Here is a 22947-nt window from a genome sequence, read left to right as displayed (position 1 = left end):
CTCCTCAGTCAGAAATGCCAGAAAGCCGTTCTCGTTTCCGCAACAGACCAAGCACCACCGTGCTGACCATGATAGTGACCAGTCCCAGAACAAGCCCAAGGGGCTGAATGTTGATTTTGTTTGCCACCGTAAAAAGCACGAGAGCCAAAATGACAAAACGGCCCAGCGCCTTCACAAAAAAGCCCACCTTGGGCAGCATCCCACCAGCGCTGCCCGCTGTGGCAGCCACGTGTTCCATCAGGCGTCGCACGTCGCGCTGGAGCAGAAAAAAACTGCCGCAGGCCAGAGCCGCCCCTATTGTGACCGACAGGGCAAAACCGGCACTGACAAAAAACCAGCCGACCCCGGCGATCACCAGGGCCAGCGTGACGGCAAGCAGCAAAATACGCTGCACCAGGATTGCACATTCATCATTACCGGTCATTGCGCACAGTTCTGGTCAATGCCCAGAGGGAGCGAAAGCCGGCCGCAATACCCACTGCCAGTCCGGCCAAGGTCAGCCACGGGGCTGTCCCGCCGGCAAAAAGCCTGTTGTCGGCCGCCCATCCGGCACCGAAACCAAGCAGTACCGCAGCCACGAAGGTCAGGCCCACATTCCCGTATACACTCAGTTGATGCACGATTTCCTGGCGCTCTTCGGACACGATTTCCCCCGGCAAGACTTTTGGCGAGTCCCTACTGGCGGTAGAGGTAGCACGCCCACCCGGCAAACGCAATATTTATTTGATTACATGCATCAAGTTCCTGAACGAGCGCTCGGCAGCATCCAGAATTTTCTGCAGATGCCTCTCTTCGTGGGCTGCCGAGAGGAAAAAAGCCTCGAACTGCGAAGGCCCGAGCCAGATGCCGTCCGCGAGCATGCTGCGGTAGTGGCGAGCGTACATGTCGGTATTGGCCGTCATGGCCGAGTTGTAATCCCGCACCGGGCCCCTGGAGAAAAAGCAGGTCATCATGGAGCCGATACGATTCAGGGTAAGAGGCACACCGGCAGCCTGCGCACGCTCTGCCAGCCCGTCTGCCAGGCGATTGGCTTTTGCCTCCAGCTCCTCGTAAAAGCCGGGCTCGTGCAGGAGCTTCAGCATGGTGATGCCGGCGGCCATGGCCAGCGGATTGCCCGACAGGGTGCCGGCCTGATATACCGGACCTTCGGGCGCGACCTTGTTCATCAGCGCTTGTTTGCCGCCATAGGCCGCAACCGGCAAGCCGCCGCCGATGATCTTGCCCAGGGTGGTCAGATCCGGTTCAATGCCGAAACGGGTCTGGGCACCACCATAGGCCAGACGAAAACCGGTAATGACTTCATCAAAGATGAGCACAATGCCCCGGGCCGCCGTTTCGGTGCGCAAGGTCTCCAGAAAGCCGGGTTCCGGCAAAACCACGCCCATGTTGCCGGCTACCGGCTCCACAATGACGCAGGCGATCTCACCGCCCCGCTCCCCAAGCGTCGCCTTAAAGGTCGGAATATCGTTGTAGGGAATCGATACGGTGTTTTTAACGATGTCGTCCGGCACGCCGGGGCTGCCGGGAATACCCAGGGTAATCAGCCCGGAGCCGGCCCTGACCAGAAAGGAATCGGCATGGCCATGATAGCAGCCATCAAATTTGACCACAATATTGCGGCCGGTATGGGCACGGGCCAGACGGATGGCGCTCATGGTGGCTTCAGTTCCGGAATTGACGAAGCGAACCATATCAAGCGAAGGCAGGGCGCTGCAAAGCAACTCGGCCAGTTCCACCTCCAGAGGGGAGGGTGCGCCAAAGCTGGTCCCCAAGGCGGCGGTGCGGCGGATGGCCGCCACCACCTCCGGATGGGCATGCCCCAAAATCAATGGCCCCCAGGAGCTGACCATATCAATAAAGGTGTTGCCATCCACATCAGTGATCAGGCAACCCGCTGCCTTCTGCACAAAGAGCGGATCACATCCCACAGCACGACAGGCCCGTACCGGCGAGTTGACGCCGCCGGGAATCGAAGCCCGCGCTTTTGCAAAAAGCCGGACGGAATTGGCAGTATTCAAGGCGGCCTCCTACGGTCGAATTTCAGCCAAAAGGCAGTGTCATCTATACCTGTTGCCCGCAGGCCTGTCAAATATTCGGAGCCGCAAAACGACAACAAAAAACCCGGTCTCCCCGAAGGGAGACCGGGCTCTGCGCAAGGCGGTGGGCCCGCGTTCAGGCAACCTGCACAAAGGTGCTGCCTTTCGCCCCACAAACCGGGCAGTTGTCCGGGGCTTTGCCCAGCTCTATATACCCGCAAACCGGGCAGAGGAAAAACTCGCTCACATCCAGGTCAACGCCTTTTTTCACAGCTTCCAGGGCCTTTTTGTAGATGTCGGCATGCACAGCCTCAGCATCCAGCGCGAAGCGGAACATGGTCTTGGCCTTGTGCCCCTCGGCATTGGCCTGCTCCAGCATGGGCGGGTACATCTTGCTGAATTCAAAGGTCTCGCCATCAATGGCGCCCTGCAAATTCTCCGCAGTGCTGGCGATCATGTCCAGCGCCTTGAGATGACCTTCAGCGTGGATGCGCTCGGCCTCGGCCGTGGTGCGGAACAGTTTGGCGATATTTTTGAAGCCATCCTTCTCCGCCCGCTTGGCAAAGGCGCGATACTTCTGGTTGGCCTGACTCTCTCCAGCAAAAGCTTCCTTCAGATTGTCAACAGTGTTCATAGGTGCTCCTTGGTATTTTTAATTGGAGTGCGGCAACAGATGCAGCATTGTCTGCCTAGTATAAGCGGAATTCGGTCGATTGCAAGGTGTTAATGCGAAAAATAATCACCTAATATTAATTATCAAATTCTGCCGCCCACCGCCCATCACAAAAAAAGTCCCTTTCCTCGCAACGAGGAAAGGGACTTGACACTTTCAAGCAGCCATCAGGGCTTACATCATGCCGCCCATACCACCCATGCCGCCCATGCCACCAGCAGGCATGCCAGCCGCACCAGCGCCTTTGTCCTCCTCGGGCATATCGCCGATCATGCACTCGGTGGTCAGCAGCAACCCGGATACGGAAGCGGCATTCTGCAGGGCAGAACGCGTAACCTTGGCCGGATCAATAACACCGGCTTTAATCAGATCACTGTACTCTTCCGTCGTCGCATTGAAGCCATTCGGGCCTTCCAGAGTCTTGACATGCTCGACAATGACCGAACCCTCGCGACCTGCGTTGGCGGCGATCTGACGAATCGGCTCTTCCAGCGCGCGACGAATGATATTTTTGCCAAGCTCCTGCTCGCCGGCAAGCTTGAGATCATCCAGCACCTTGAGGCAACGCAGGTAGGCCACGCCGCCGCCAGGGACCACGCCCTCCTCAACTGCAGCGCGGGTGGCATTCAGGGCATCCTCGACGCGGGCCTTTTTCTCCTTCATCTCGACCTCGGTGGCGGCACCGACATTGATGACTGCCACGCCACCGATCAGCTTGGCCAAACGCTCCTGCAGCTTTTCCCGGTCATAATCGGAGGTGGTGTCCTCAATCTGGGCGCGAATCTGCTTGACACGGGCGTTCAGTTTTTCCTTGTCGCCAGCGCCGTCGATGATGGTGGTATTGTCCTTGTCCACGGTAACCCGCTTGGCCGTACCCAAATCGTTGATGGTCACATTCTCCAGCTTGATGCCGAGGTCTTCGGTAATCACCTGGCCACCGGTCAGGGTGGCGATATCCTGCAGCATGGCCTTGCGCCGGTCGCCAAAACCAGGGGCCTTGACCGCCGCGATCTGCAGAGTGCCGCGCAGCTTGTTCACCACCAGCGTGGCCAGTGCCTCGCCGTCAACATCCTCGGCAATGATCAAAAGCGGCTTGCCCATCTTGGCGACAGATTCGAGAATGGGCAGCAGATCCTTCATATTGGAGACTTTTTTCTCGTTGATCAGGATCAGCGGGTTGTCCATGCTCACTTCCATCCGCTCCGGATCGGTGACAAAGTACGGAGACAGGTAGCCGCGATCGAACTGCATGCCTTCCACCACATCCAGGGAGGTTTCCATGGACTTGGCCTCTTCCACCGTAATGACGCCTTCTTTGCCGACCTTGTCCATGGCCTCGGCGATGATGTTGCCGATGGTCTCGTCGTTGTTGGCGGAAATGGTGCCGACCTGGGCGATTTCCTTCTGCTCCTTGGTGGGGCTTGCGATCTTCTTCAGCTCGGCAACCACCGCGACAACGCTCGCGTCAATACCGCGTTTGATTTCCATCGGGCTGGCGCCGGCGGCGACCAGTTTGACGCCTTCGCGGAAGATGGACTGGGCCAGGACAGTGGCGGTGGTGGTGCCGTCGCCGGCAACATCGGAGGTCTTGGACGCGACCTCACGCACCATCTGCGCACCCATGTTCTCGAACTTGTCCTTGACTTCGATTTCCTTGGCAACCGTCACGCCATCCTTGGTGATGACCGGCGCGCCAAAGGATTTCTCGATCAGCACGTTGCGCCCCTTGGGACCAAGGGTCACCTTGACCGCATTGGCCAAGGTATTGACGCCGTTCAGCATCTTCTCCCGGGCCTTGTCACCGTATTTCAATTCCTTTGCACCCATGATATTGCTCCTTTTTAAAATCGGATAATTATTTCAGCCTTCAACAACGCCCAGGACATCGTCCTCGCGCATGATCAGGAAATCCTCGCCATCCAGCTTGACCTCGGTGCCGCCATACTTGGAGAAGAGAACCTTGTCGCCCGCCTTGACGTTGAGGGCCACACGCTGACCGGCCTCGTTCAGCTTGCCGGGGCCAACCGCGACGACCTGGCCCTGGGCCGGCTTTTCCTTGGCAGAATCGGGGATAATGATGCCACCCGCGCTTCTTTCTTCACTCTCCAGTCTCTTGACCAGAACCCGGTCATTCAGTGGACGAATCTTCATGAATTTCTCCTTTGAACTTGGTTGGTGTGGATTTGAAAAAATTTTTCACTAAAAAATGCCAAAACTGCATCCTCCGCTGAAATCGAAGGATTCTGCCGGTTTTGTCCAGACGGGCTCAACAGTAGGCCAGCTTCCTCAAAAATCAAGGGTAACCCGGAAAAAAACATTGGCTCCGGCAGGCCCGGCGCGGGCAAAGACGGGTCTGTCCCCGGCAGAGCGGAATGCTGTCCACGGCCAGTGGCAGAAACAGGCGAGCTTCCAGTGCCTTGCCAGTCCCTGCGCAGCCTTTCTGTTGTATTTCCATCAGATTTGTATAAAATTTGTCTATCTGTGTCCCAGGCCCCAATATTGGGGCATGAGCCACAAACTTGGCCTGTGCTGACCACAATCTCCGAACTTCATTCTGGATGCGGATCATGGCAAACGCCCCCGAGCTCGTTACAGAAAGCGGTTACCTCAACAGTGAGCGCGACAAACTCATAAACTTTCTGAAGCAGTATGCCAATATTGCCCTTGCCGGCACCCGTGGGGAGCCGCCTCGAAAATACGAGCTTGAATTCAACATGCGGGCGTACGTGCCTGATGAAGACGGCATCAGTGTGGGGCGGAAACACCGCATTCTGATTACCCTGCCCCTGGGTTTCCCGCAGAATGCACCCAAGGTCGAGGCGCTCAGCCCGATGTATCACCCGGCACTCAATGAGGACGACGACAGCTTTGCCATTGCCGCCCAGTGGGCCAGACAGCCCTCTCTGCCGGACCTGGTGATTTATCTGGCCAGCCTGATCACCGGCCGCATTTACAAGGTGGAAAATCCGGTCAATCCCGATGCTACCGAGTGGTACGACGAGCACAAAAAAGACCTGCCCCTGGACAGTCCGGCCAAGAGCAACAAAGAGCAGGAAAGCCTGCTCGGCATGCTGGAGGAAGACGATTTCAATCCTGCGTTTGGCATGGACGAGGAAATTCCTGAGGAAGATCCGGGGAAGTATCAGGACCAGATTCAGGAAATACGCGACCTGCTGGCACAAAACCAGCTCTACATTCTGGGCAAACGCCTGAATGAGCTGCCCCCCAGCCTGTGGTTTCCCGAACGGGACGAAGCCGAAGAAAAGGTAAAAAAAGCCAAGCAGGAGACAAAAAAGCTCTTTGCCATGGCCAAAAAGCAGGAGGATGCGGGCAACTACGGCAAGGCGGTGGAGTATGCCCAGGCCATTCTGGCGCGTATTCCGGATCACCCCGATGCCCAGGCCCTTGCCCAGCGCCTGCAGCAGTCCTCATTTATTACCGCTTCTCTCACAGATGCCCTGAGCGAACAGGAGAGCGCGGCAGCCAAGGGCGCCACTCATGAGCATACCCAGGCAAGTGGAGAAAGCGGCCCCCCGATACCAAAGCAAAAAATGGCCTGGCTGCCCGAAGACTTTCCGCTCAGGCGCATCCTCCTGGGTGCCCTGGGGGTGGTCGTTGCTTTCTGGATTTTTACCCTGGCCATGAGCGACCAATCCACGCTGAGCATGATCAACAGGCGTATTCAGGATGGTCAAAACTATATAGACCAAAAGCAGTACGCAAACGCGAAAGAGGTTCTGGAAAACGTCCGGGACAACATGCCCGGACTGACTGTGCTCTGGTTCAGAAAAGGCGGCCTGAAAAAGAAGATCAACAAAATGCTCGCTGAGCCGGCCCTGGTTGAAAGTACGCACAGGAGCCGGGTCAAGTACAAGGGCAACTATGTGGACAGGGACACGGCCATGGCCTTGGGGGAAATGGCCAGAATGGAGCAGGCTGCAGCGCAGCAGCTGGCAAACGGTCAGGATGATGAGGCCATACGCTCCTACAGCCAGGCTCTGAACTATATCTCGGCTTACCCTGTTCTGGGCGACGAACAAAAACGCCTTGACGCCATCGTCAAAAAGACGAGCGTGGGCCTGCTGTTGAAGCAGGCCGCGCAGGCGGAAAAACAGAACAACTGGGACAACGCAGACGATCTGTACCGTGAGGCGGAAACCAGACTACGGGAATCTGCGGCCGAATCTGCGGCCATTACGGCAGAATATGCACCCATTGTACAAAAACGACGCAGCGGTTTCAGGCTGCGCCGGACTTTGGGGCAGGCTGCCGAGGCCATGAGCAAAAACCGGCTGGACAGCGCCCGTTCGTATCTGCAGCAGGCCAGGCAGATGCAGGCCACGAGCCAGGACATCAGCAGGGAAGACAGCATCCTGATCGATGCCACCCATGTGCAGTTGCAGATATATGAAATGCTCCCGAAAGCGAAACAGGCCTTTGAAAGGCGGCAATGGAAGGAAGCGGCGGCGCTGTATCAGCAGGCCATCAGTCTTGCGGATAACAGCCCCCCCGAAATACGGCAGAGTCTGGCCGACTTGCTGCATCAGGTCGAGCGCACCCGAGATGTGGCCTTTGCCAATCAGGCGCTCAGAGAGGCGTCCCGCGCCGCAGGCAGGCGGGATTGGGCCTCTGCGCTTCGTCTGGAAAATGCAGCGCTTTCCCGGCTCAACAGCGGCCATTATGATCAGAGCCCCGAGGTGGTCGAGCTGCAGCGCAGGCTCGAAGGCCAGCTTGCCCAGCACCGGCAGCATTCGGGTCAGGCCAATCTGGGCAAGGCTTTGGAGGCGCGGGGCGCCGCCTATTTTCGCAGCAGCTTTCCCAACATCCCTGAAAAAGACCTGGCTTCGCTCAAGGCCACCTTCCTGCGCCGGGAAGGCGCACGGCAGATCTATGAACTCAGCTGCATGGACAGCAGCGGGGGGCGGGCCTCCAAACTGGCGGTACTCTTCGCCTACGACGAACGCAGCGGTCAGTGGACACCGATCAGAAACTGAGGCTATACGAGAAAGCGGAATTCGCCTTTGCCAAGCAGGCTGTGCAGATGCACCATGCCCAGAAAGTGGCCCTCCCGATTGAGGACTGCCAGTACCGTAATTTCGTGCCGCTGCATGAGGCTCAGAGCGTCTGCTGCCAGCAGATCGCTGTACACGGTCTGCGGCCTGACAGTCATCACCTGGTCCAAGGTCAGCGAGTCAAAGGCCTGGCCTCCTGAAAGCGCCCGGCGAAGATCGCCGTCTGTCACAATGCCAACCAGCTCCCCCTGCCGGCCGGTCACGAAGACCGCACCCAGGCTCTTGGCGTTCAACTCGGCCAGAGCCTCCTGCAGGGTGGCCTCCTGTCTGACCTGCGGCACACTGTCGCCGCTCAGCATGACATCCCGGATTGCCACCTTCAGCCGGGCACCCAAACTACCGCCCGGATGGTTGCGGCGAAAGTCCTCGGCCCTGAAATGCTTCCGCTGCAGCAGCACCACGGCGAGCGCATCGCCTATGGCCAGCATGGCTGTGGTTGAGGTGGTGGGCGCCAGACCCAGCGGGCAGGCCTCACGCGGCACGGCACTGTTCAACACCACCTGGGCCAACTGCCCAAGGGAGGACTCCGGGCGGCCGCACAAGGCGATAATGGGCGCCTGCCGCTGCTGCACACTGTGCAGCATCTGATTGAGCTCGCAGGTCTCGCCGGAATAGGACAGCGCCAGTACGACATCGGTCGGGGCCACCAGGCCCAGGTCACCGTGCATGGCTTCCACCGGGTGCAAAAACAGGGCAGGCGTGCCGGTCGAATTCAGGGTCGCGGCGATCTTCTGCCCCACCAGGCCGGATTTGCCGATGCCGGTCACGACCAGCTTGGTCGGGCTGGCCATAATCAGGTCAACGGCCTGCTCAAACTCCGGGCCAAGGCGGTCACGCACCGCCCTGAGGCCCTCGACTTCAATATCCAGCACTTTCTTTGCTTCGGAAACGCTCATCACTCTTCTCCACAGCCCGGTCGCCGGGCGAAATGCCCGCCTTCAGCAATCCGAGCCGCCTTTTCGCGCTTCCCATGGCGGAAAGCGACTGTTTTTCCATTCGACCCGAGCCCGACCAAAGGGCGCCATCACCCTTCCAATGCTCTGAGCTGTCCAGCCAGCACGGCTCCTGTGCTGCCGTCATCCTGCTCCAGCAGGTAGCGTCCACTGTAATTGATCCCCCGGCCGATGCCGGTGGCCAGTACCTGCTCCTTCAACAGGTGTCGAATACGGCGGCCCAGAAGGTAATCCGCCTTTTGCCACTCTGCAAGAAAGGAGCTGCGGTCCCACAGGAGCTGTGCCACGCGGCGCTCGATACACGCCGCGCAAGCCTCCAAAAGAGTTCCCATGTCATGAATGGCAGCACCGGTCAGATCCCGCACTGTGCCGAGCAGAGGTCGCAGTTCTTCGGGGAAATCGCCTGAGCTGCTGTTGACATTCAATCCCGCACCGATCACCACCGCCGCCTCCCGCCGCCCCATCGCGGGCAGACAGTACTCGGTCAGGATGCCGGCTATCTTTCTGCCCGCGCAGTACAGGTCATTGGGCCACTTGATTTGGGGGCTGAGCCCGCATTGGGCACCAAGAGCGTCGCGGCAGCCCAGTCCTGCGGCAAGGGTCACCATGGCCGCTTCCTGTGCCTGAATTTCCGGATACAAAATCAGGGAAAAATACAGCCCCCCGGGCGGAGAGGCAAAGGTTCTGTCATACTGCCCGCGGCCTGCGCTCTGCTGGGCGGCTAGGACAACAGTGCCTGCGGCTGCCCCCTGTTGGAGCAGGTCTTTGGCCACGCGGCTGGTCGAGTCAAGCTGGGGGTAATAGTGGATTTGTCTCATGACCCAGGGGCGCATTTTGCGCCAACAAAAAAGCAGAGATCAGCCACGATCTCTGCTCCATAAAAAAACACCCTACGAGAAAGAACTTAGATATTCTTCTCTTCGTTCTTAATGCGGTCAGGACGAGCGTACATGGTCGTAGAACCGGAGGACCAGAACATCAGCTCGCCCTCTGTCACCAACTGGTTCGCCACTTTCTTGATATCGCGGGGCTTGGCATCAGGATCACAGTCATAGAAATCCTTGATGTAGAGCTGCGGTTTCGGAGCCTTCGAGGCCTTCTCGATAATGGCCTTTTTCAAATCTTCAACACTTAATGCCATGGAGCACTCTCCTGCAAAAAAGGGGATCAAACACAATCCGGTCAGCTCCCTTTGCAGAGAGCTGACCGGTAAACAGCCAAGCGACTCACTTGGTGTATGCCTCTGTGTGGGTTGTGTACTTGAACAGCGTCGACGTACGCCACGTGTTGTATGCCAGACGGTAGTCGTCGATGGACTTTTCGGTAAAGGGCAGACCGGTCTTTTCAAAGAACTTCTCCCAACCGATCCGCTCGGCCCATTCGCCCAGACGCTCATACTTGTGGGCATCCTTGGCATAGGCCTCGACAATCTTGCGAATGGTTGAAACCACTTCGGGCCAACGCGGCGTGTTGTTCGGCAGCCAAGGCACAACCAGCTTGGAGAATTTCGGTTCGGACTTGGAGTTGGAGACCTTGCCGCCCACCAGGATGGCGATGCCGTCACCCTCGGGATCAGCCAGAGGCATGGCCGGGCACATGGTGTAGCAGTTACCGCAGAACATGCAGCGCTCGGCATTGACCTTGACGCTCTTAACTTCTTCGCCACGGACTTCGACCTTGGCGGGCTTGACCGCGCCCAGCGGGCAGGCGGCGATGGCCAGCGGCAGCTCGCAGACACCGGTGATGCGCTCGTTGTCGATCATCGGCGGCTTGCGGTGGATGCCCAGCATGGCAATGTCGGAGGCATGAACAGCGCCGCACATGTTCAGGCAGCAGGCCAAGGCGATGCGGATATGCGCCGGCAGGCTCATCGTGCCAAAATACTCGAACAGGTCATCCATAACCGCCTTGACCGGGCCGGAGGCGTCGGTCGCGGGGGTATGGCAGTGAACCCAGCCCTGGGTGTGCACGATATTGCTGATGCTGGCCCCGGTACCGCCGACCGGGAACTGGTTGCCATAGGTCTTGAGGGTGGCCTTCAGAGCGGCGACCTTGTCCTCGGAATCGACCATGAACTCGATGTTGTTGCGGGTGGTAAAGCGAACAAAACCGTCGCAGTGCTTGTCGGCAACATCACAGATGTCACGAATCCCGTTGATGGTCAGCAAACGGGGGGAACCGCAACGGACGGTAAAGACCTTGGCCCCGCCCTCGGCAACGTGCACCAGTACGCCCGGCTCCAGAATTTCGTGATAGAGCCATTTGCCCTTGTTCTCTTTGATCACCGGCGGCAGGAACTCCCCATAGTGGCGGGGGCCGATGTCGGAGATGCGGTCTTCCATTGGGTTCTTCGGATTGTAAGCCATATTTGTCTCCTTGGATATCTATCTCAATGAATGGAGTGTACGCTGGACATCAGGCCGCATGGCGCTTGCGGAACTCGACAATGTCGCGCTCCCAGCCGCCCGGCACTTCCTCTTCACGCCAGAAGATGTAGGGATTGGAACGAGGCTCCTTGACGTGCTGCGGCAGGGGCTCGATTTCCATGACCTTCAGGAAGGTGGGCAAACCGACGCGCTGCATGGTCTCGCCCACGCGCTCACGGTTTTTCCCGACCTCCATCCACCAGTCCCAAATCTTCTCGATGTACTCGGTCAGCGTTTCATAGTCGTCATCCTTGGAAACTTTGACAAAAGGCACAACCAAGGTGGCAAACTGGGCACCTTCCAGAATCGGGGCCTTGGCACCGATGGAGATGGTCGCGCCCTTTTCCAGGCCGGGCCGCAGGGCGCGGGGCATGACATTGATGCAGTGCATGCAGCGGTTGCACTCGGAGTTGTCGATCACCAGTTTGTCGCCATCCATCTTCATGCAGTGGGTCGGGCACAGATTGATGACCTCTTTCTGGATATCGAACTTGCCCCAGTCACGGCCCTTGTGCGCACCGCCGTCGGCCGGATAGGCCGGATCGCAGGCGATATACTTCTTGACCGCATCCTGGTCAATGCGGATATCGTCTTTCCAGGTGCCGATAACGGCAAAATCGCAGCGGGCAATGGCGGCGACGCAGTCGTTCGGGCAGCCGGAAAATTTGAATTTGAACTTGTAGGGGAAAGCCGGGCGATGGAGTTCGTCCTGATACTTCTGGGTCAGGGTGTGGCAGACTTCCTGGGTATCATAGCAGGCCCACTCGCAGCGGGACTCGCCCAGGCAGCAGGACGGGGTACGCAGGTTGGAGCCGGAGCCGCCCAGATCCTGATTCAACTGGTGTGTCATATCATGGAACATGAGTTCCAGACTCTCGGTGCGGCAGCCCAAAAGGATCATGTCGCCGGTGGAACCGTGCATATTGGTGACACCGGAACCGTATTTTTCCCACAGATCCATCATGGCACGCAGATGCTGGGTGCTGTAGTACATGCCTGACGGCTGGTTGACACGCATGGTATGGAAATGCTCCACGCCCGGGAACAGATCCGGTCGATCCGAATACCGGCCGACAACACCACCACCATAACCGAATACACCAACAATACCGCCATGTTTCCAGTGGGTAATACGGTCTTTGTAGGAGAGCTCAAGCTGGCCAAGAAGGTCCCAGCATTCCGGCTTGGTCTCAGCCTGCTGTTTCAAAGCGGTCACGAAGCTCGGCCATGGGCCTTTTTCCAGCTCGTCCAACAGGGGCGTTTGGTGCTTTGCCATCAGTTTTCCTCCTCAAAAAAGTGGGTGTTAAAGAGAGACCTTATAGTCTCAGCCTGCTTGACAGGCAAAATGACAACAATCTCCTGTGAGAGCGTAGTCGCCACGTGAGCATATCCGTCCGCAAATTCTTTGTCAACCAAAAATAAGATCGTGAAAATGGCGGAAAAACAGGCAGGTTACGGCCTGTCCCGACCCAGCATTCCGGCAAGCGCCAAAAGCGCCTCCTCCGGGCTCGTCCCGGCTGGACTATTCCCCGACCGGGCATCGCCCTCCGCCATGTGCTGCAGGAGCTTTTTCGCCAGCACCTTGCCCAGTTGCACGCCTTCCTGGTCAAAGGAATTGATGTTCCACGAAAAGCCCTGAAAGGCGATGCGGTGCTCGTAGAGCGCCAGCAGCGCTCCCATCTGGTATGGGGTCAGTTGGTCCGCGAGCAGCACCAGATTGGGCCGGTTGCCGGGGAAACGTCTGGCCGGGTTGTCATCGTCCCTGCCCCTGGCCAGGGCGAGCGACTGGGCCAGCATGTTGGCCACCAGCTTCTGCTGGGATGTGGTACCGGAAACCATGATGTCCAGGTCGCGCTGGCTCCTGCGAAAGCCGATGAATTCAGCAGGAACGATCTCGGTGCCCTGGTGCATGAGCTGGTAAAAGGCGTGCTGGCCATTGGTGCCGGGCTCGCCCCAGATGACCGGCCCGGTCTGCCAGGTCACCATGTTCCCCTGCCGGGTCACCGACTTGCCGTTGCTCTCCATGTCGCACTGCTGCAGATGGGCCGGGAAGCGGGCCAGCGCCTGGCTGTAGGGCAGGATGGCACAGCTCGGATAACCCAGAAAATTGCGGTTCCAGATGCCGATCAGAGCCAGCAGCAGCGGCAGATTGTTCCGGATATCGGGGGATTCGGCAGCCAGATCCATCTCCCAGGCACCCCGGAGAAAGGCCAGCAGCGCCTCGAAGCCCAGCGTGAAGCCCAGGGTCACGGCCCCCACCATGGAGGTGGCGGAATAGCGACCACCGATATAGTCGTACATGTAGAAGGAGGCGAGATAGCGGCTGGAATCGTCCATGGGGCTGCCCTCGCCGGTGACGGCCAGCATGTGCCTTGCCGGGTCCAGGCCAGCCCTGGCCAGTGCCGCGCGCATCAGCTCCTCGTTGGTCAGGGTTTCCAGCGTGGTGCCGCTTTTGGACACCACCACGACCAGACTCCGGTTCAAATCCAGCCCGGACAGCACGGCCGCCGCATCGTCGGGATCCACATTGGCGATGAAACGGGCCTCCCGCCCGGGCAGGGCAAAGGCGCTCAGGGCCTGGGACAGTGCCCGTGGCCCCAGATCCGAACCGCCAATCCCCACCTGCACGAGCGTGCCCAGGCTCTCGCCCCGCTCGTTCACAATGTCGCCGGCCGCCACTTTGTCCAGAAAATGGCGCAGCTTCTCCAATTCCCTTTTGGCTCTGGCCGTGGCCTCGGGCGCATAGGGCTGGGCAGAAAACAGATCCCGGCTGGCGGTGTGCAAAACCTGCCGGTTTTCACAGGCATAGCCCTCGATCCGATTCATCGGGGCGCCCCTTTTCATGGCCATGAACTGCTCGATCAGCCCGGCCTCGTCCGCGAGCGCCTGCAGGGCGTCCAAAACCGGCTCATCCAGCCGTTCGGTGGCGTAGAGCAGGTCAAAACCGCAGGCACTGCTTCTGTAATCCCGGATACGTTGCGGGGACAGCGCGCCGGCCCGGCTCAGATCGAAAGGCTTTCTGGCCAGTTCTAAAAGCCGCGTGGCCGCACTCAGGGAGGAAAAATCTTTATACGGCATAGCTGGGACCTCCTGCCTGCAAGCGAATGCTGTTCTGCATGGCGCGAATCGCCTCTTCATAGGAATTTTGACCGTAGATCGCCGATCCTGCAACAAAAATATTTGCGCCTGCCGCCGCGGCCGCCGCAATGGTTGCCGGCCCGATGCCACCGTCCACCTCGATGCCGGCAGCCGGATTCACCGCATCCAGCCGTTCCCTGAGGGACACAATCTTCGGCAGCATGGCCCCAATAAAGGACTGGCCGCCAAAACCCGGATTCACGGTCATCAACATGACAAAATCCACCATCTCCAGCACATGATCCAGCGCGCAGAGCGGCGTGGCCGGATTGAGCACCACGCCCGTCTTTGCACCCGCCTCCCGGATCAGGCCAAGGCTGCGGTGCAGATGCGGACAGCTCTCCACGTGCACGCTGATCCAGTCGGCTCCGGCCCTGATGAAGTCCGGCACGTATCTGTCCGGATGCTCGATCATCAGATGCACGTCAAGCGGCAGTCCGGTCACCTTGCGCAGGGCGGCCACCACCAGGGGGCCAATGGTCAGGTTGGGCACAAAATGCCCGTCCATGACGTCGATATGGATGCAGTCCGCACCGGCCCGCTCCACTGCACGCAGCTCCTCGCCCAGGCGGGCGAAATCCGCGGACAGGATGGAAGGCGCAATCATAACTCGTCGCATTGCCGGCATCTCGGCCATATCTGGCACCTCAGCGGTTGAAGGGAAACCGGGTCATGGCCGCACCCGCTCATAGAGCTGGCCAGGCAGGCGCCGCACCAATCCCCGCAATTCCAAGGCAAGCAGCAGCGGTTGCAGCGCCGTAAGCGCCAGACCGCATTGCTGGGCGATTCGGTCAATATCGGCAGGATAGGCGTCAAGGGCCTGCAGAACCTGCCGTTCCTCCGGTGCAAGCGGGACCTCGGGAGAGGGGCCCCCCTTGTCGTTCGTACCCGCTGGAACCGACCAGGCCATGGCCTCGAACACATCCTCAACCCGCTGAATCAGCGTGGCACCCTGCTGAATCAGCCAGTGGGCGCCGCTGCTCTTTAAAGAATCAATGCTGCCCGGAATGGCCAGCACCTCCCTGCCCTGATCCAGGGCCAGCCGGGCAGTGATGAGCGAGCCGGATTTTTCGCCGGCCTCAACGACCAGCACCGCCCGGGACAGGCCGCTGATAATGCGGTTACGGATGGGGAAACGAAAGGCCTCGGGCCTGGTGCCCAGAGGAAATTCGGAGACCACCGCGCCACTCTGGGCGATGTCGCGCAGCAGTCCGCGATGCGCGGCCGGGTAGGCCACATCCACGCCGCAGCCCAGCACGGCCACGGTTTTGCCGCCAACCTGCAAAGCGCCCTGGTGCGCAGCCGCATCTATGCCATAGGCCGCGCCGGACACCACGGCCAGCCCGCGCTCCGCCGCGGCCGCCGCAAAGCGCCTGGCGGTGCGCAGGCCGTATCCGCTGGCGCTGCGGGCGCCGATAATGGCCAGCATCGGCTGGGCAAGCAGGGCGACCTCGCCCTGTACGTACAGCAAAACCGGCCTGTCCGCAATTTCCCGCAGTGCCCAAGGATAGTGCCCGCTGACGCAGGAAATGAGCGAAATGTCCTGACGGGCTATGCGCTCCAGCTCACGCCGGGCCTGGTCACGGGCGGCGTTCAGAGCGCTGTCGTCGTCCAAAATCCGGGCAAGGCCCGGCAGGCGCGCCGCCTCGGCCCGGTGCTCCAGAATCTCCTCTGCCCGGCCCCAATGGGCCAGAAGCCGGGCAATACGGCCCGGCCCCAAGCCCGGCAGAAACTGCAGGGTGAGCCACGATTCCGCATCCTCGCAGATCATGGCGGCAGCACCTGCAGCCCCCTGGCCCTACCCTGCAAAATACGATTCCTGCAATGCACTGCTTCGGGATGGATGTCGGAGCTTGTTCAGCGCCTGCACTTCTATCTGGCGGATACGCTCACGGGTCACCCGGAAACAGCGCCCCACCTCTTCCAGCGTATAGTCGGTTTCCAGCTCAATGCCGTAGCGCATGCGAAGCACCTGCTCTTCCCGGGGTGTCAGGGTGTGCATCACCCGGGCCAGACAGCGCTTCAGGCTTTCCTCCATGGAAATGTCCTGCGGGTCCGGATAGGCGTGGCTTTCGATGAAATCACCCAGCATGGCGCTTTCCTCATCGTCCACCGGCGCATCCAGGGAAATGGCGTCCTGCGCAATTTTCAGGGTGGACGACACGGATTCCAGCGGCTGCCCCATCTTCTCCGCCAGCTCCTGCACCGTGGGCTCCCGCTGCTCTTCCTGCTGGAATTCCCTCGAGCTGCGGAACATGCGGTTGATCATCTCCAGCACATGCACCGGCAGCCGGATGGTGCGGCCATGATCCGCCACGGCCCGGTGAATGGCCTGCCGGATCCACCAGGTGGCATAGGTGGAAAAGCGGAAGCCCCGGGAATAGTCGTAGCGCTCCACCGCCTTGAGCAGGCCCATGTTGCCTTCCTGAATCAGATCGGTCAGGGGCAGACCGCGCTGCACGTACTTGCGCGCCACCGAAACCACCAGACGCAGATTGGCCTGCACCAGCGTATCTTTTGCCTGTTTGGCCGTGGTGCGGCCGGTCTCCACCTCCTGCTGCAGGCTCTCGAAGACCGGCCAGCTCACGCCCAAAGTGCCGGCCAGCTCATAGCTGATCCGCCGGTCCAGCGCCTCCGGGTCGGGCGGGGCCTCGCCCGGCCTGCCCGCCGCCTTGAGCAGTTCCCGCTGCTGGGCCGCAACCCGGACTTTGGCGAACTTCTGCCCGATTTCCCTGACCGCATCGGCCACGGAGAGCAGCCCCTGGGCGCGAAAACGGTATGGGGCAAACAGGGCCGAGATGTCCTGGCCGCACCCCAGAATTTCCCGGGCGAGCCGCCGGCCCTCATCACTCTCCAAGGCCACCTGACCCAACTCGGCAAAAAGACCGCTGCGACGCCGGGCCAAGTGTCCCGCATCGGCAATGCGCTCCAGCAGCTCGGCCTGTGCCTGCGCGGTTTCCTCGCCTTCCTGCTCGGGCAGACCTTTCAGAATGGCTGTGATCCGTACCGTACCCCGTTTCAGGTCAGCCGCCAGATCATCAAGCGCGCTCATGCCCAGTGTCAGGCGGAGCACGGCGTTCTGAATACGGCGCTCCCCGTCCTCCATTATGCGGGCCAGACCCAATTCTTCCTCGTGGCTCAAAAGTTGCAGATTCCCCATATCCCGCAGGTAGAGGTTCATGGGATCGTCGTCGCTGCCCAGGCCGCGCCGGTCCCCCTGACGCCTGTCCCCGCCCAGACGCCGGTCGTACGGGGAACGGCGGCGTTCTCTCCCATCCCAACAGGAAGCTGCCCCACAACGGTTTTGTCCTTCCGAATGCTGTGTTTCCAGATCCACCGTCTTTCTCTCTTCTCAGCAAAATGGCCGTATCCGCCCCCTCTGCACAGAGGCCTTTACAAACAGATACAAAAAATTACATGATTTTCAGTAGATTGCAAGCCTGCACCCGGCTTTTCCCCAAGAATCAGGGCCCACCCCGGTCGCTTTGCCGCCTGGCGCGCAGCAGCTCCAGGGCGCCCCGGCTGTCCCCCCGCTGTTCCGCCGCCTCCAGCGCCCGCTGCAAACGGGCGCTCTCCTGCAGCCTTTGCTGCTGCCCTATCCACTGCATGAGCTGCCCGAACATGGTCCTGGCCTCGGCGGCCGCATCCCCACCGACAAAGGCCGGCGGCTGCCCCAGACGCTCGGCGATATAGGCGCGTTCGTCCGCTTCAAGCGGTGCAGCCAGCAGATACTCCGGCGCCGAAGCCGTGGCCGCGCCATGGGCCAGCATCAGCTCCAGCAGGTGCACCAGAGCCGGGCTGCGCAGGACTCCCGCCAGGCCGGCATCGGCAAGCGGCTGACAGTATTCCGGCCAGAAGAGGAGGAAATCCAGCACCTGGTTTTCCTGCCGGGAAAGCCGGCGCAAGGGGCAGATCAGGGGCTGCTCAGGCGCGGCCGTTTCGCACGTTTCCTCCGGAGAGGGAGGCGCCTCGGGCCCGGGCGGGACGGCGCCGCCCCGGAAATAGTCTGTGGACAGGCCCAGCCTGCCGGCAAAGTGGGCGACCATGAGTTCCCGCTGCTCCTGTTTGCGGGCCGAACGAATGAGCGGCTTCAGTTCCTGCACGATCTGCGCCTTGCCGCCCAAACTCAGGCCGTGTCTGGCGATCAGCGCATCCAGAAAAAATTCCGCGAGCGGCAAGGCGCTCTCCACCAGCGCGTCAATGGCCGCCCTGCCCTGCTCCCGCACATAGCTGTCCGGATCATGGCCTTGGGGCAGGAGCGCCACCCGCGCGGCCAGCCCTTCCTCCAGAAAGAAGGGGATGCTCCGCATGGCGGCCCTGGAGCCCGCAATATCGGCATCAAAGAGCAAAACCACCTCGTCGCAGTAGTGAGCGAGCGCGTGCACATGATCTCTGGTCAGCGCCGTGCCCAGCGGCGCCACCACATTGCCCACGCCGTGAATGGCCAGGGACAGCAGATCGAAATTGCCCTCGACCACCAGCGCGCGCCTAGCCTTCCTGATGGCTTCCCGATGCGGATAGAGGCCGAAGAGCTGGCGGCTCTTGCTGAAAATCGGACTCTCCGGTGAATTCATGTACTTGGGCTGGCCCTCGCCCAAGAGGCGCCCGCCAAAGGCCGTCACCCGGCCGCCCGTGTCGACGAGCGGAAACAGCACCCGGCCGCGGAAGCGGTCATAGAGCCTGCCGCTTTTATTCACCGCCGCAAGCCCGGCCTGCACGAGCAGTTCCCGGTCGAAGTGCGGCCCCTCCGTCCCGCTCAACATCTGCGTGAGCCAGTCCCAGCCGGCAATCTCCGGGGTCGGCGCGTAGCCCAGACGGTACTGCCTGGCCGCCTCGGCCGGCACCCCCCGAGCCTCCAGGTACCCGCGGCCCGGCGCCCCCAGTCCGGCATCCCACAGGGCCTTTTCGTAGCAGCGCGTGGCCGCCTCATAAACCGCATAGAGCCGATCCCGTTCCTTCAGCCGTGCCCTTTCGGCATCGCTCAACTGCCTGTCCGGCAGCGTGATGTGGTAGCGGGCTGCCAGCATCTTCAGGGCCTCGGGAAAATCCACGTGCTCGTGCTGCATGACAAAGGAAAAGACGTCGCCCCTGGCGCCGCAGCCGAAACAGTAAAAAAGCTGCTCCTGCGGGTTCACCGAAAAGGACGGCGTCTTCTCGCCGTGGAAAGGGCACAGGCCCATGTAGCGCGCGCCGGAACGCCTGAGAGCCACGTGCTCGCCAATGACCTCCACTATATCGGCAGCCTCGCGCACCGCATCTTTGACCGCATCCCGCGCTGCAAAGGGCATCTCAGGCCACCCAGTCGGCAAGCGGCACCAGCGGATAGGAACCCGCCTGCGGCTGGCGTCGCCACTCGTCCTCGGAGCGGTCCCTGCCCCGGTAGAGCACGGAGACCGGCATATCGGCCGACACCACCACCACGACCACGTTCGGATGCTCGCGGCTGTACCGCAGGGCCGAATTGTAGCGCGCCCCCCGGGCCCGGTTTTCTCCGCCAAAGGCCTGGCCGTCCAAAAGACTGGCAAAGCCGTGCAGATGCAAATCCGCGCCGATGTGCAGGGCGCCGTCCACCTTGGCCAGGGACTTGGCCATATGGAGCATGGCCGGCTTGGCCAGGGGCAGGGGCGGATTCAGCACATAGCCGGTGATTTTCTCGGGCTTTTCGTTCAAGTCCAGCACCAGGGTGCAGCCGTGCTTCTGGCGCTGGGCATGGTAGACCATGCCGGTCACGATGCGGAACAGGAAAAAACGGCGGCCCGGATCGAGGTCGCATTCCAGCAGCAGCTCCTCAAGCTGCACCAGGGTAGGCCGATAGTTGATGGAGGAGAAACGCCCTTCCGCAAAGCTGCACACTTTGTCTTTATTGATCCGGATAAAACCCCGGTGGCCCAGAAATTCGGCGCTGACGGAAAAATGCGGCCGGGCGCCGCCGCAGATGCCCAGCACCGACTGGCCGTCGCTCACCAGAAAACGGGCCGCCTTCTCCACACATTGCAGCATCTTGCGCACATAACGGTAGTGCACGAGCCGGGGCCGGGCCGCCTCGTCAAAGCGGATCAGGTATTCGAGATCCGGCTCCCGCCGCGGGTCGATGAAGAGCAGTTCGCCTTCGGGCCAGGAGCCTTCTTCCCGGGTTTCGGAGAGCATCAGCACCGCGTCCAGCACCGGATAGATGCGCAGCGGCGTGTCCCAGCCCACCAGCGCGTTCATACGGTCGATGATGTAGTCGCGCACTGCGTGGGTGGCGTATTCCTTCAGGAAATCACCGGAAATGCCGGTAAAATTCCCATCGCCGCTGGCCAGGTCGTTGGTGAGCCGCCAGATGGCGTGCTCCAGCCAGCATTTGCTGGGGCCGGTCGAGCAGAGATTCGGATGCTCTTCGGTAAACCAGTACTGGAAAAAAACCGGTCCGGACGAGGCGCCGCTCGCCAAAAGGCCGGAGAGATCCGGATCGGGCAGGGGCAGCACATCGATGAATCTCCGGCCGCGCAGCACATCCAGGTTACGGTGCCGCCAGTCCTCATTGTCCAGAAAAAGCTGTCTGAAGATGGGTTCGTGGCCCCGGAGCAGCCGCTGGGGGTCACAGACATAGAGAGGGCTTTCCGGGGTGGGCGCCACCAGTGCCGCAGCCCGGCTGGGGCCGGAAAAGCGGGTAAAACCGCCGGCAAGGCCGTTTAGAATGTCGCTGACGCAGCGCCGCAAAAAGGAATGCTGCTCCTGGTCCGTCATATGCTGGCCTCCTTGCCGGCTGGCATGCCGGCCCTGTCCTTCGAATACTCTCTGCAAAGGCCGTATGAGCCCCCCGCTCGGGCTGCCCCCGGCCGGCAGGGGATTTGCCGCTGACCGTGCAGCGCCGCGTTCCCCTGACGGAAAAACGCTGACGCCAAGGCTCCCGGCGTGGTAGGCTGGATGCACACATTCTTCATCAGCAGGAGCCGCCATGGAAGAACAAGTCGCCCAGAAACTGACCGAAATTTTGCGCAAGGGCACCCAGTCCGAATTCGAGGAATGCTTCGAACGCGCCTTCGAGCTGACCAAGGCCTACGCCAGCTCGGCCAATGCCCAGGCCTCGGCCATCCCCTTTGTCTTTGAAAAGCTCTTCGAGCTCTTCGTCACCGGCAAAACCGGGGGCTGAGCGGCCCGCTCAGCGCCGGCCGCCGCGCTGCAGACGGGCCTGCATGGCCTGCAGATCTTCCAGCGCCGCCCGTTTCAGGAGCGGCTGCTGCAAAAGAAAACGGGGATGATAGGTTACCATGACCGGCAAGGCGCTCATGGCCCCGTCGCCAATTTTCAGGGCATGGGCCCGGCCGCCACGCAGACGCGCCACCGGTTCCTTCGTCGCCAGCAGCGTCCGCGCCGCCAGCTCGCCCATGGCGCAGATGAGCGCGGGCCGCAGCAACGCGATTTCCGCCAGCAAATGGGCCCGGCACTGCTGCAGGCAGAGGTCAGCCGGCGCCTGCCCCGGCGCAGGCGGACACTTGAGCACGTTGCTGACATACACGCTCTCCGGCCCCAGGTGCAGGACATTGCCCATCATATTCCAGAGCATGACGTCCTCTTCCAGGCCGAAGCACAGGGGCTGCTCCTGTTGCCCCTGCGGTGGCAAAACGGCGAAATCACCCACCACCATGAAGGCCGCGCCGACCCTGCCCTGCCCCGGCACGCGACGGGCCGCGGCCAGGGGGCAGCGCCGGCAGGCCAGCACTTCGGCCTGCAGCCCGCGCAGTTGTTCGGGGACAACAGCCTGTTGTTCCGGCCCACAAGCCCATGCTCCGGGCTGTGGCCCCTTCGGGGGCCCCGTCTTGCCGGCCGGCAGCCCAGGCGAACGCAGCGTCGCGCCAGGGGCACCCATCATACCCGGATCGGGGCAGGTCTGCGCCTTTGGCCCGAGCCGCAGCGGGGCCACGACAGGGTATTCGACAATGCCGCAGTCCCGATGCAGCAGGAGTCGTGCGCGGAGCGCCCGGGCCAGGGCCCGCAGCTCCGCTGTCCGCAGTTGATTCTCCGCTGTTTCGGCAAAAGGCTTCACCACAGCCCCCAAAACAAGCCGGCCCCAGACATTGACGCCCCAGCCCACGTGTTTACTGTGCAGCCCCGGAAAAAGGCGCTCCCGCCTTCAGCGAAGCTCTTGCCCCATATTGCCATGCCCATCGACCAATACCCATGCCGCTCCTGCGTACCCACCTTCGAAGTAGCGACGAACCAGAGCTGTCGGCGGGAAAGGCCTGTCCGCCCCGGCTGCGGCGGGGCAGAGGGCATCCGTGTGATGCCCGACCCAGCCTACCTGCCTTCCTTTTTCCTGAATTCGTATACGCGCTCGTTCTTCTTCAAAAGGCCGTGCTGTCTGCGAGCCACATCTTCCAGATAGGCCTCATCCGTTTTCAGCCGGCCGATTTCCTGGCGCAGCAGGGCGTTGCTCTTTTCCAATTCCGTACTTTGCTGACGTATACCGGCCAGTTCCCTTTTGGCCTTCAGATAGGACACGAGACCGCCGCCCGGCGCGAAGAGCAGCCAGGCCAGGAAGAGTATGCCCATGAAGCCCGCGAGCATCCAGAACGCCCGGCGCGCCGCGGCCCGGTCGACATTTTGCTGCCTTCTGAAGCCCCGGCCGGTACGCCGCCTCTGCTTTGTCCACACCTTCACTGCCTT

At 61.0% G+C, this 22947-nt stretch carries 21 protein-coding genes; 2 read left to right on the top strand and 19 right to left on the bottom strand.

Annotation, left to right across the window (positions count from 1 at the left end; translation table 11 throughout):
- Positions 1–4: 4 nt before the first annotated feature.
- The 6 genes from CAY53_RS04565 to groES form a co-directional block, all read right to left on the bottom strand.
- Positions 5–394: an ATP synthase subunit I gene (locus CAY53_RS04565; protein WP_181040424.1), complete on the bottom strand. Its 390-nt coding sequence runs from the start codon at positions 392–394 to the stop codon at positions 5–7.
- Positions 395–413: 19 nt separating this feature from the next.
- Complete coding sequence (locus CAY53_RS04560) at positions 414–644, bottom strand: AtpZ/AtpI family protein (RefSeq protein ID WP_017865556.1); 231 nt, start codon at positions 642–644, stop codon at positions 414–416.
- 75 nt (positions 645–719) lie between these two features.
- Positions 720–2018, bottom strand: a complete 1299-nt coding sequence (hemL, locus tag CAY53_RS04555) for a glutamate-1-semialdehyde 2,1-aminomutase (protein ID WP_104936126.1) — start codon at positions 2016–2018, stop codon at positions 720–722.
- Between the two features lie 154 nt (positions 2019–2172).
- Positions 2173–2670: a rubrerythrin family protein gene (locus CAY53_RS04550; RefSeq protein ID WP_104936125.1), complete on the bottom strand. Its 498-nt coding sequence runs from the start codon at positions 2668–2670 to the stop codon at positions 2173–2175.
- Between the two features lie 213 nt (positions 2671–2883).
- Entirely contained in the window at positions 2884–4536 is a 1653-nt protein-coding gene (gene groL / locus CAY53_RS04545; protein ID WP_104936124.1) for a chaperonin GroEL, read from the bottom strand.
- A 33-nt stretch (positions 4537–4569) separates the two neighbouring features.
- Positions 4570–4860 carry a co-chaperone GroES gene (groES, locus tag CAY53_RS04540; RefSeq protein WP_104936123.1) on the bottom strand — a complete coding sequence of 97 codons (291 nt, stop codon included), beginning with the start codon at positions 4858–4860 and terminating at the stop codon, positions 4570–4572.
- Between the two features lie 416 nt (positions 4861–5276).
- Here groES and CAY53_RS04530 point away from each other — a divergent pair, with 416 nt between their 5' ends.
- Complete coding sequence (locus CAY53_RS04530) at positions 5277–7703, top strand: hypothetical protein (protein ID WP_146106394.1); 2427 nt, start codon at positions 5277–5279, stop codon at positions 7701–7703.
- 2 nt (positions 7704–7705) lie between these two features.
- Here the strand turns inward: CAY53_RS04530 and CAY53_RS04525 are convergent, their stop codons facing one another.
- The 11 genes from CAY53_RS04525 to CAY53_RS04475 all read right to left on the bottom strand — a co-directional run bounded on the left by CAY53_RS04525 (position 7706) and on the right by CAY53_RS04475 (position 21027).
- Positions 7706–8677 (bottom strand): KpsF/GutQ family sugar-phosphate isomerase, encoded by a 972-nt coding sequence (locus tag CAY53_RS04525; RefSeq protein ID WP_104936120.1) that lies wholly within the window; start codon positions 8675–8677, stop codon positions 7706–7708.
- A gap of 128 nt (positions 8678–8805) precedes the next feature.
- On the bottom strand, positions 8806–9552 hold the full coding sequence (locus CAY53_RS04520) for a biotin--[acetyl-CoA-carboxylase] ligase (RefSeq protein ID WP_181040423.1): 747 nt from the start codon (positions 9550–9552) through the stop codon (positions 8806–8808).
- Positions 9553–9638: 86 nt separating this feature from the next.
- A complete protein-coding gene (locus CAY53_RS04515) occupies positions 9639–9875 on the bottom strand; it encodes a dissimilatory sulfite reductase D family protein (RefSeq protein ID WP_104936118.1) in 237 nt (78 codons plus the stop codon).
- Positions 9876–9960: 85 nt separating this feature from the next.
- Positions 9961–11100 (bottom strand): dissimilatory-type sulfite reductase subunit beta, encoded by a 1140-nt coding sequence (gene dsrB / locus CAY53_RS04510; RefSeq protein WP_104936117.1) that lies wholly within the window; start codon positions 11098–11100, stop codon positions 9961–9963.
- A 49-nt stretch (positions 11101–11149) separates the two neighbouring features.
- Positions 11150–12436, bottom strand: a complete 1287-nt coding sequence (dsrA, locus tag CAY53_RS04505) for a dissimilatory-type sulfite reductase subunit alpha (protein WP_104936116.1) — start codon at positions 12434–12436, stop codon at positions 11150–11152.
- Positions 12437–12612: 176 nt separating this feature from the next.
- Positions 12613–14238 (bottom strand): glucose-6-phosphate isomerase, encoded by a 1626-nt coding sequence (locus tag CAY53_RS04500; protein WP_104936115.1) that lies wholly within the window; start codon positions 14236–14238, stop codon positions 12613–12615.
- Complete coding sequence (gene rpe / locus CAY53_RS04495; protein WP_104937436.1) at positions 14228–14917, bottom strand: ribulose-phosphate 3-epimerase; 690 nt, start codon at positions 14915–14917, stop codon at positions 14228–14230. The genes CAY53_RS04500 and rpe overlap by 11 nt, the downstream gene beginning before the upstream one ends.
- A 51-nt stretch (positions 14918–14968) precedes the next feature.
- Positions 14969–16069 carry a DNA-processing protein DprA gene (dprA, locus tag CAY53_RS04490; RefSeq protein ID WP_219842725.1) on the bottom strand — a complete coding sequence of 367 codons (1101 nt, stop codon included), beginning with the start codon at positions 16067–16069 and terminating at the stop codon, positions 14969–14971.
- A 27-nt stretch (positions 16070–16096) separates the two neighbouring features.
- Complete coding sequence (locus tag CAY53_RS04485; protein WP_245874885.1) at positions 16097–17635, bottom strand: sigma-70 family RNA polymerase sigma factor; 1539 nt, start codon at positions 17633–17635, stop codon at positions 16097–16099.
- Between the two features lie 127 nt (positions 17636–17762).
- Positions 17763–19586 carry a DNA primase gene (dnaG, locus tag CAY53_RS04480; RefSeq protein WP_104936114.1) on the bottom strand — a complete coding sequence of 608 codons (1824 nt, stop codon included), beginning with the start codon at positions 19584–19586 and terminating at the stop codon, positions 17763–17765.
- A gap of 1 nt (position 19587) precedes the next feature.
- The gene (locus CAY53_RS04475) at positions 19588–21027 is read right to left on the bottom strand and encodes a diadenylate cyclase (RefSeq protein WP_104936113.1); all 1440 of its coding nucleotides are present in this window, start codon (positions 21025–21027) and stop codon (positions 19588–19590) included.
- A 211-nt stretch (positions 21028–21238) separates the two neighbouring features.
- Between CAY53_RS04475 and CAY53_RS04465 the strand changes: the two genes are divergently transcribed.
- Positions 21239–21433: a hypothetical protein gene (locus tag CAY53_RS04465; RefSeq protein ID WP_104936111.1), complete on the top strand. Its 195-nt coding sequence runs from the start codon at positions 21239–21241 to the stop codon at positions 21431–21433.
- 9 nt (positions 21434–21442) lie between these two features.
- Here CAY53_RS04465 and CAY53_RS04460 read toward each other — a convergent pair whose 3' ends face one another.
- Together CAY53_RS04460 and CAY53_RS04455 are read right to left on the bottom strand one after the other, a co-directional pair.
- Positions 21443–22327 carry a uracil-DNA glycosylase gene (locus tag CAY53_RS04460; protein ID WP_181040422.1) on the bottom strand — a complete coding sequence of 295 codons (885 nt, stop codon included), beginning with the start codon at positions 22325–22327 and terminating at the stop codon, positions 21443–21445.
- Positions 22328–22578: 251 nt separating this feature from the next.
- The gene (locus tag CAY53_RS04455; protein ID WP_104936109.1) at positions 22579–22941 is read right to left on the bottom strand and encodes an FtsB family cell division protein; all 363 of its coding nucleotides are present in this window, start codon (positions 22939–22941) and stop codon (positions 22579–22581) included.
- Positions 22942–22947 lie beyond the last annotated feature (6 nt).

This window comes from Desulfobulbus oralis (genome assembly GCF_002952055.1).
Classification (GTDB): Bacteria; Desulfobacterota; Desulfobulbia; order Desulfobulbales; family Desulfobulbaceae; genus Desulfobulbus; species Desulfobulbus oralis.
Note: the sequence above shows the minus strand (reverse complement) of the source record. Positions and strands in the feature narration are given on the sequence as shown.